The 8,969-nt window shown below is 74.1% G+C and carries 8 protein-coding genes and 1 tRNA gene; 1 reads left to right on the plus strand and 8 read right to left on the minus strand.

All coding sequences use genetic code 11. The features are described from left to right. Positions 1 to 2 precede the first annotated feature (2 nt). The 7 genes from GD970_RS09970 to GD970_RS10005 form a co-directional block, all read right to left on the minus strand. A complete protein-coding gene (locus GD970_RS09970) occupies positions 3 to 1,358 on the minus strand; it encodes a tyrosine-type recombinase/integrase (protein ID WP_152202736.1) in 1,356 nt (451 codons plus the stop codon). Between the two features lie 5 nt (positions 1,359 to 1,363). Then, on the minus strand, positions 1,364 to 1,606 hold the full coding sequence (locus GD970_RS09975) for a helix-turn-helix transcriptional regulator (protein WP_152202737.1): 243 nt from the start codon (positions 1,604 to 1,606) through the stop codon (positions 1,364 to 1,366). 188 nt (positions 1,607 to 1,794) lie between these two features. Continuing rightward, positions 1,795 to 1,867 (minus strand) — tRNA-Ala (locus GD970_RS09980). 92 nt (positions 1,868 to 1,959) lie between these two features. Then, the gene (locus GD970_RS21610; protein WP_155524128.1) at positions 1,960 to 3,231 is read right to left on the minus strand and encodes a hypothetical protein; all 1,272 of its coding nucleotides are present in this window, start codon (positions 3,229 to 3,231) and stop codon (positions 1,960 to 1,962) included. A gap of 134 nt (positions 3,232 to 3,365) precedes the next feature. Beyond that, a complete protein-coding gene (locus tag GD970_RS09990) occupies positions 3,366 to 3,980 on the minus strand; it encodes a GNAT family N-acetyltransferase (protein ID WP_226925264.1) in 615 nt (204 codons plus the stop codon). Beyond that, the gene (glp, locus tag GD970_RS09995) at positions 3,977 to 5,191 is read right to left on the minus strand and encodes a molybdotransferase-like divisome protein Glp (protein ID WP_152202738.1); all 1,215 of its coding nucleotides are present in this window, start codon (positions 5,189 to 5,191) and stop codon (positions 3,977 to 3,979) included. Before glp ends, GD970_RS09990 begins: the two co-directional genes overlap by 4 nt. Continuing rightward, positions 5,188 to 6,204 (minus strand): UTP--glucose-1-phosphate uridylyltransferase, encoded by a 1,017-nt coding sequence (locus GD970_RS10005; protein ID WP_152202739.1) that lies wholly within the window; start codon positions 6,202 to 6,204, stop codon positions 5,188 to 5,190. Before GD970_RS10005 ends, glp begins: the two co-directional genes overlap by 4 nt. Positions 6,205 to 6,343: 139 nt before the next feature. Between GD970_RS10005 and GD970_RS10010 the strand changes: the two genes are divergently transcribed. Then, positions 6,344 to 7,042, plus strand: coding sequence for a 5-formyltetrahydrofolate cyclo-ligase (locus tag GD970_RS10010; protein WP_152202740.1), 699 nt, complete (start codon positions 6,344 to 6,346; stop codon positions 7,040 to 7,042). Positions 7,043 to 7,047: 5 nt separating this feature from the next. Here the strand turns inward: GD970_RS10010 and GD970_RS10015 are convergent. After that, positions 7,048 to 8,969, minus strand: a 1,922-nt coding sequence (locus GD970_RS10015) for a penicillin acylase family protein (protein ID WP_152202741.1), incomplete at its 5' end; no start/stop codon positions are given.

Raw genomic sequence — 8,969 nt, forward strand, 5'->3', positions numbered from 1 at the left:
CGTCACCACCCAGAGTCCTCGTCGACCACCGCCACCTTCTCGGCGGTGGCCGACGGCGCACCGGCGCCGGGATCGGCGGTGCGCGTCTTGGATCGGTCGGTCTCCTTGGCTGCTGCCTCCTCGCCGATCTCGACCATGGCCTGCAGCACGGCGGAGGTGTCGGGTGCAAGCCGCAGCCGCTCGATGTAGTGCCGGGCCGTGACCCCACCGTTGACCTTGTGCCCGAGCAGGGCGGCGGCGTCGGCCATCCCCCGCTCTCGCGCGACAAAGGTCGCGACGGTCGATCGCAGCAGGTGCGGATGGACCTCGCCCGTCATGTTCGCGATCTCGAGCGCGGCACGGAGGGACCGGCGAACGTTGTGGGGTGTCTGTGGCTTCATCGATGCGCGACCAGCCCTGAGCTGCCGCGATGGGAACACTGGCGTATCCGGCTGGGTGACCGGCGGTCGGATCGCCTCCAGGGACTCGACCGTGAACTGCGGGATGATGATGGTCCGCCTGCCGGCATCGGTCTTCGGCATCTCCTGGCGGACCGTGCCCTGTCCTTTGATGTCGACGAGGGTCGCGTCCACGGCGATGGTCGGAAGCCCGTCACGGCTCAGGTTGACCTCCCCCCAGTTGAGCGCGAGGACCTCACCGATTCGCAGCCCAGTGCCGAGCATCACGTCGATTGCTGCGGGGACGTGTCCAGTGGGGCGCGGGCCGGGTCGCCCGACACGCGCGCACTCCCAGTCGCGGACCGCCTTCCGGAGGCGATAGACGTCGGTCACCGTCATGGCTTTCGGATCGGGCACCTTGCGCTTCGGGGTAGTTGTCTTGTCCATGGGGTTGTACCGCAGGGCGTCGTGCACGATCGCGCGGTCGAGCACCGCCTTGAACGCGCCGCGTGCCTGTGCAGCCGTCACCACCATGTCGTGTGGTCCCGACTTGCCCGCCTCGATGATCGAGTTGACCCAGTCCTGGCAGACCGCCGTCGTCAGCTCGTTCAGCCGATACTTGCTCAGCTTCGGGATCAGGTGCGTACCCAACAGCCGCTCATACTCGTCGACTGTCTGTGGGCGCCGAGGCGGATTGGGCCAGGTTGATTGCAGCCGCAGGTCATCGATCCACTGGCGGGCAGCCAGGCCGACCCTGCTGTCCGGTTTGAGCTGAGCCGAGCCCCTGGGCGCGTTGAGCAAGGTGTCGATTTCGGCCTGCACCGCCAAGCGCGCAGCCGACCCGCTCTTCCGGTTCCGGGAGACCTGGGTGACCTCGCCGTTGAGCAGGCGAATGCGCACACGCGCCTGGTACGACCCGCTCTTGTGCCGCGAGATGAAGATCTCGCCGTGCTCGCCCGGCCCGAGCCTGTCGTGAGCCATCCCGGTCACCACCCCGAATCGGTGCCGGACCGTGACTTGTGGTCCGGCGTCGCGGCTCGGGTCTCCAGCCAGGCGCGGACGTCGGCCTCCTCGAAGAGGAGGTGCCGACCGATGCGGTACGCCTTGGGGGCGGTGCCTCGTTTACGCCAGGTGTGCACGGTGGCGGGAGTGGTGTGGAGCTTCGCGCACAGCTCGTCGAGCGTCCACATCGGGGTGCGGTCGAGTGGGGGTTCCTTCTTCTCGCTCATGACCGTCAGGTGCGCACCGACCACCAGCGACGGTGGTCGTTCGTGGGCATCGCTGAGCAGCGGTGATACAGGTACGCGTGGAATCTCGCGTGGAATCACGGGTCTCGACGTCCTCTCTGTCGAGGACTCCCGGGAATGCCGAAGGCCGCTGATCTGGGCTTTCACCCGAACCAACGGCCTTCAAGGAGTGGAGCTAGGGGGATTCGAACCCCCGACCTTCTCATTGCGAACGAGACGCGCTACCAACTGCGCCATAGCCCCATCGCCCGCTCAACGCGAGCACGACGAGTTTAGCACCGGCTCGCCCCGCCGTGTGAAATCGGAACGGGCAGGCTCGAGGTGGCGTTCGCCACTCACTCCCCCGCGGCGCGTCGCCGCGCGAGCACGGCGTCCAGGTCGAGCGTGACGGCCACGGGCTCCGTCAGCGCGGCCGCCGCGGCGGCGGGCGAGGCCGTGGTGGGCCGCTGAGGCACGGCCACGGTGGCCTCGGACGGCGCATCGACGTACGGGGCGACGTCGCGGCGCGGCGCGGCGGGCTTGAGCGTGTAGGTGGGGACGGGCACCGGCACCGGCGTCCACGGGCTGGCTACCGGGGCCTCGGCCTCGCCGTCGACCGCGGGGACGGCGACCTCGGCCGGAGAGGCAGCCGACGCGGCGGCGGTCGCGGGCGACGCTGCCACGGCGGGCGAGGCGGGCGACGCTGCCACGGCGGGCGAGGCGGCGGAGAGGGCCGACGGCGGCGACATCGGCGAGACGACGGTGGCCGGAGAGACCGCGACGGCGGGCGAGACTGCATCCGCCGGAGACACGGCCGCACCGGGCGATCCGGCTACAGCCGGTGAGACGGCGGCCGGAGGGGCGGCGGCGACGTCGTCGTCCTCCGACAACACCGCAGCCGTGCGAGCCGGCGTGACCACGTCCGGGCGGGCCGTCGCCCGGGACGCCGCAGCGCGGGCGGGAGTCGTCGCACGTGCAGAGGGCCGGCCCGCCGGGCGGGCGACGGGACGCGGCTGCCGGGGGGCGCCGTCGCCCTCGCGGGCGGAGAGGGCGCGCAGCCGCTCCTCCAGTCGGGCCATCTCGGCGCGGTCACGCCGGTCGTGGGCGCGGGCCTTGACGGCGGTGCGCCGGCCGAGCTCGAGCACGGTGACCAGCAGCAGCGTCGGCGCCGCCGCGACCGGCCAGGGCAGGACCTTGAGCGCCACGGCGACCCACGCGCCCACCGCGAGCACCAGCAGCACGGTGGTGAGGATCTGGCGCCGGCGGATGGCGGCCGCCCGGCGGGAGACGCGAGCCGCGCGGGCGGCGCGGGCGGCCGCCAGCGCCCGGGCGTCGTCGCTGGGACGCTCGGTGCGGGCGTGAGGCCTGTTCACGGCGGGTGCCTCCGGTCGTCGGGCAGGATCGTGCAGGTACGGCCGCGCCGCGGGCTGGCCGTGGTGCGGTGCGTGGCCGGCGGAGGCCGCCCCCGGCGCGCCGGCCCCGGCGGTGGCCAGGACCCGCAGGTCGCCGGAGAACCGGTCCTCCACGCGGGAGTCGAGCAGGAGCTGCCGGCTGCGGACGAGCTGGGGCAGCAGGTAGCACAAGAGCATCAGGGCCAGCGCGGTGACCACGTATCCCTGAAGCTCCACGGCTCAACGCTAGGTGCGCCGTGCCGCGCGAAACGTGACCCTTTGCGGCGTGTCTGCTTACGTTTCGGGCACGAGGGCGCCCCATGCCTCCCGGGGTGCTGACCAGCGGCTTCGGTGATAGAGCACGGCGGGTGCTACCGGACCCCGCCGCCCCGCTCGCGCCAGCGCCGCAGCAGCCCGCCGGGGACCTCCTCGGCGGTCAGGGCGTAGGAGCGGTGGTCGCGCCACTCGCCCTGGATGTGCAGGAACCGCAGCCGCAGTCCCTCGTCGCGGAAGCCGAGCTTTTCCACCACCCGCCGGGACGGGTGGTTCTCGGGCCGGATGTTGATCTCGATGCGGTGCAGCCCCGCCTCGAACCAGCAGTAGTCGCAGGCCATGGCCACCGCCGTGGGCATGACGCCCCGGCCGGCCACGTGCTGGCTCACCCAGTACCCCACCGACGCCGAGCAGAAGGACCCGCGGGTGATGGAGGAGACCGTCAGCTGGCCCACCATCTCCCCGTCGAGCTCGACGACGAAGGGTAGCGACCGCCCCTGCCGGGCCTGATGGTTCAGCGCCCGCACGTAGGCACCAAACGACGTCGGCGGCGCCCCGGTGGGCGAGGTGGCCTCCCAGCGCTCGAGCCACGCGGCGTTCTGCTGGCGCAGCAGGTCCCAGGTGTCGCGGTCGCGGCGGCGCAGCGGGCGCAGCACCAGCCGGTCCTCGGCCAGGGTGAGGGGCCAGCGCACCGGCCAGGCGTCGGCGCTCACGAGTCGAGCAGGAGGCAGTGCAGCCGGTCGCCGGCCCGCACGTCGGTGACGTCCTCGGGCACGACGGCGAAGGCGTTGGACCGGGCCAGCGCGGACAGCAGCAGCGACGCCGGGGCCCCGACCGGCTCGGCCCGGTACCCCTCCGCCGGGGTGCCGGTCACGTGCGCGCGCACGAACTCGCGCCGCCCGTAGGGCGAGTACCAGCCGCCGGTCACCTCGGCGGCCACCGAGGGCCGGTACAGCTCGGCGTAGCCGGCCATGGTGCGCAGCGCCGGGCGCACAAACGCCTCGAACGCCACCTGCACCGAGACCGGGTCGCCGGGCAGGCAGAAGATCGGGGTGCCCTCGCCGATGTGCCCGACGCCGAGCTGGCGCCCGGGCCACATGGCGACGTTGTCGAACCGGACCGTGCCCAGCGGCGCGAGGACCTCCTTGACCGTGTCGTTGGCGCCGTAGCTCAGCCCGCCGGTGGTGATGACGAGGTCGGCGCGCACGAGCTGGTCCTCGAGCGTCTCGCGCAGGGCGCGCCGCTCGTCCGGCACCGCCGCCACCCGGAACGTCGCCGCCCCGGCGTCCTGGACGGCGGTGGCCAGGGCGTGGCCGTTGGCGTCGAAGACCTGCCCGGGCTGGGCCGGCCGGCCGGGCTCGACCAGCTCGTCGCCGACGGAGACGATGACCACCCGCGGGCGCGGGTGCACGGCGACCCGCCCGCGCCCGACGGCGGCGAGCAGGGCCACCTGGCGGGCGCCCACGCGCTCCCCAGCGGGCAGCACCACCTCCCCGGCACGCAGGTCCTCGGCGCGCCGGCGCACGTTCTCGCCGCTGAGGACGGCGGTGCGCACGGCGACCTCGGCGGTGCCGAAGTCGGTCTGCTCCACCGGCACGACGGCGTCGGCCTCGATCGGCATGGGCGCACCGGAGGCGATGCGCACCGCGGCGCTGCCCACCAGGCGCAGCTGGTCGACCTGCCCGGCGCGCAGCTCGTCGGTCACGTGCAGGGTGACCGGCCGGTCCGGCCGGGCCTCGACGACGTCGGCGGCCCGCACCGCGTACCCGTCGAGGCCGGCGAGGTCCGCCACCGGCAGGTCCCCGCCGGCCACGACGTCCTCGGCGAGGATGCAGCCGACGGCGTCGGGGAGCACCACGTCCAGCGGCGGCAGCGGCCCCACGGCCGCCAGGCACGCGGCGAGGTGCTCCTGGACGCTTCTCACCGGGCGCTCGGCGTGCCCGGGCTCGGCTCGGCGGCGCGGCCGGCGGCGCCGGCGTCGGAGCCGAGCTCGACGTGGCGGCCGGCGACGAAGCTCTCCAGCCAGGCACCGAAGTCCGGGCCGAGGTCCTCGCGGTCGACGGCCAGCCGCACGACGGCCTTGAGGTAGTCGAGCTTGTCGCCGGTGTCGTAGCGGCGGCCGCGGAAGACCACCCCGTACACCCCGCCGCCCTCGGCCGGGTCCATCCGCGCGAGGGTCTGCAGCGCGTCGGTCAGCTGGATCTCGCCGCCGCGCCCCGGGGGCGTCTGCTCGAGCACGGCGAAGACGGCCGGGTCGAGCACGTAGCGGCCGATGACGGCGAGGTTGGAGGGCGCCTCGTCCACGGCGGGCTTCTCGACCAGCTCGGTGACCTGGACGACGTCGCCCTCGCCGAGCGAGCCGATGCCGGCAGCGCCCTCGACCGGCTCGACCGCGGCGCAGCCGTAGAGGTTGATCTGGGCCGGGTCGACCTCGAGCAGGGCGATGACGGACCCGCCGAGCCGCTCGCGCACGGCGATCATGTCCTTGAGCAGGGTCTCGCGCTCGTCGATGAGGTCGTCGCCGAGCAGGACGGCGAAGGGCTCCCCCGCCACGTGGTCCTTGCCCTGCAGCACGGCGTGGCCGAGCCCCTTGGGCTCACCCTGGCGCACGAAGTGCAGGTGCGCCAGGCCGGTGGAGGCCTGCACCGCGGCCAGGCGCGCGTCGTCGCCCTTGGCCTCGAGCTTGCCCTCGAGCTCCGGCGCGGAATCGAAGTGGTCCTCGATGGCGCCCTTGCCCCGGCCGGTGACCATGACGGCGTCGTCGATGCCGGCGGCGGCGATCTCCTCCACGACGTACTGGATCGCCGGCTTGTCCACCACCGGCAGCATCTCCTTGGGGATGGCCTTGGTGGCGGGGACGAAGCGGGTGCCCAGGCCGGCGACCGGGACCACCGCCTTCCGAACGGGCGCGGACGCGGGAGAGGTGTTGGCTGCCATGGGGCCGACATTATCGGCCCGGCGCCGTGGTGCGCGCTGCGGACCGCGGCCGTGGAGTGGCGTCGTCAAGGTTGTCCGCTCCGGGCGGAATGCCAGCCGTTCGAGGGTCCGTCGCGGGCCCGGCTGGGAAACTGGCGGCATGCAGCGTCCGCAGCTTTCCCTGCCCCGCACCGACGGCTACGAGGCGGAGGACGCCAAGCAGATGCTCCGCCAGCTGGTGCGCGAGGCCCGCGCCCAGCGGCCGGAGAAGGAGCGGCTGGCGGCCGCCCGCGCCTTCGCCGACCACGCGCTGGAGGCGATCGGCGACGCCCGGTGCGTGGCGGCCTACGTCTCCCAGGGCACCGAGCCGAACAGCCTGGAGGTGCTCGAGGCGCTGCGCCGGGCCGGGATCCGGGTGCTGCTGCCGGTGCTCGGGCCGGGGCTGGCCCGCACGTGGGGGGTCTACCACGGCACCGACGACCTGCAGGTCCGCGCGCCGGGCCGCCCCCCGGAACCCTCCGGCGACGTGCTGCCGGCCGAGGCCATCGCCGAGGCCGACGTCGTCATCGCCCCCGCCCTCGCCATCGACGCCGCCGGCACCCGGCTCGGCCAGGGCGGCGGCTGGTACGACCGGGTGCTGCGCCACGCCCGCCCCGGCATCCCGGTCTTCGCGATGGTCTACGGCGAGGAGCTCGTCCACGACGTGCTGCTGCCGGTGGCCCCGCACGACGAGCCCGTGACGGCCGTGATGACGCCCGAGGAGTGGTTCCTTCTCGAGAAGTCGGTCTTCCAGACCCAGGCGCTGGCCGAGCAGGCGGACGAGGTGGCCTCCTTCGAGGACGACGCCACCGAGCGCTGAGCGACCTACCGGTCCTCCGCGGGCTCCAGCGTGAGCGTCTCGGTGCCCGCCTGCTCCACCGCGTCCCGGCTGAACGCCCAGGGGAAGGTCTCCCCCCGCGCCCAGGCGCGCAGCTGGTCGGTGTAGTGCGGCGACCCGGGGTGCCCGGAGTTGCCCGGCCCGGCCACCCAGGTCGAGGCGTCCCGGTCGGCGAGGTCGACGACCATCCGCATCGACGGGCCAGCGGTGACGGAGAAGTCGGGCCGGCCGAGCTCGTCGCGGGCGGCGGCGTTGTAGCTCATGGCGTTGACCACCGCGCTGCCGCCCGGCACGCCGATGGGGGCCGGGTTGACCAGCCGGCGCACCGGCTCGGGCACCGTGGCCCCGCCGAGCACCGGGTGCTGCAGGCGCAGCTGGTGCACGTGGCCCCAGGTCCAGTCCTTCGGGTTCTTGCCCATGGAGTTGGTCAGCTGGTGGCGGGCGGAGACCAGCGCCTGGCGCAGGATCTCGTCGCGGCCCTCGACGACGTTGACCGTCGTGCGGTCGTCCCACCAGGGGTTCTGCGGGTCCTCGAGCAGGAGCTGGACCACCCGCAGCCACCGGGCCCCGCCGTCGGGGGCCTGGGACGCCGGCAGGTCGTCGGCGAAGGTTAGCTGCAGCAGCGCCGACCACACGGCGTTGAAGTAGGCGGCGCCCGGGGAGTCGGTGTTCGTCGGGAACCCCTCGGCCGACCAGGACCGCAGCTCGTCGACGGCCTGGGCGACGAAGTCGTCGTCGACGTCGACCTGGAGCAGCGCCGGGACGACCACGGGGCCGAAGGGGCTGGCGTCGTCGGTCATGATCGTGTTCATCGCGGGGACGTCGAAGCGCTTGCCCTCGTCCAGGCGCTGCTCGATCAGCTGGCGGATGCGCCCGGCGCGGTAGCCCTCGTCCCAGTCGGTGGTGAGGAAGGGCCCCTGGCCGGCGGCGGTCACCGCCTGGTTCGCGGCGACGATGAACCCGGCGGCGGGGTTGCGCACGGCCGGCATGTCCTGCGGGGCGACGAACCCCTGCCAGTCGTAGCGCGAGTCCCAGCCCGGCCGGGGCCAGGACCCGTCGGAGGGCACGGGCGCGCCCGGCACCGCGGCGCGCACCGGGGTGCGGCCGGAGGACTGGTAGCCGATGTCGCCGCGGGCGGTGGCGTAGAGGATGTTCTGCGCCGGCGCCTCGAGCAGGGCCGCCGCGGCGGCGACGTCCTCGGGGGTGGCGGCGCGGTTGAGCGCGAAGACGGCCTCCGCCGTCCGCCCCGGCGTCAGCGCCGTCCACTGCAGGGCGACGGCGTAGCCGGAGAACCCCGCGGGCGGGGCCCCCTCGGGCACCGGCACGGTGCCGGCCACGCCGGTGCTCGGCAGCACCTCGGAGACGATGGGGCCGTGCGCGGTGCTGCTCACCGTCAGGGTGACCGGGTCGCCGCCGTTGACGTCGATGGTCTCGCGCCGCTGCTCGAGGGGGACGCGTGCGCCGTCGCGCAGGTAGGTGCCGTCCTCGTAGATGCGCTCCAGGGTGAGGTCCATGACGTCGGTGCCCTGGTTGGTCAGTCCCCAGGCGAGGTCGGCGTTTTGGCCGATGACGATGCCCGGCATGCCCGAGAAGCTGAAGCCGGCGACGTCGAAGGTGCAGTCCGGCCGCTTGGCGGTGCAGTGCAGGCCCACCTGGTACCACACGCCCGGGGCGCTGAGGCTCAGGTGGGGGTCGTTGGCCAGCAGCGGCTTGCCGGAGGCGGTGTGCTGGCCGCTGACGACGAAGGAGTTCGAGCCGATGTTGGCGCCCTCGCCGAGCAGCGTGGGCACGGCGTTCAGCGCCGAGGCGGCGTGGGCGAGCGCCACCGTCGCGCCGCGCCCGGCCTCCGCCAGGCCGGCCGGCGCGGTGCCGGGCGAGGCGGCCGGGGCGGCCGCGTCGGGTGCGGTGC

This window comes from Georgenia thermotolerans (assembly GCF_009193185.1).
Taxonomy (GTDB): domain Bacteria; phylum Actinomycetota; class Actinomycetes; order Actinomycetales; family Actinomycetaceae; genus Georgenia; species Georgenia thermotolerans.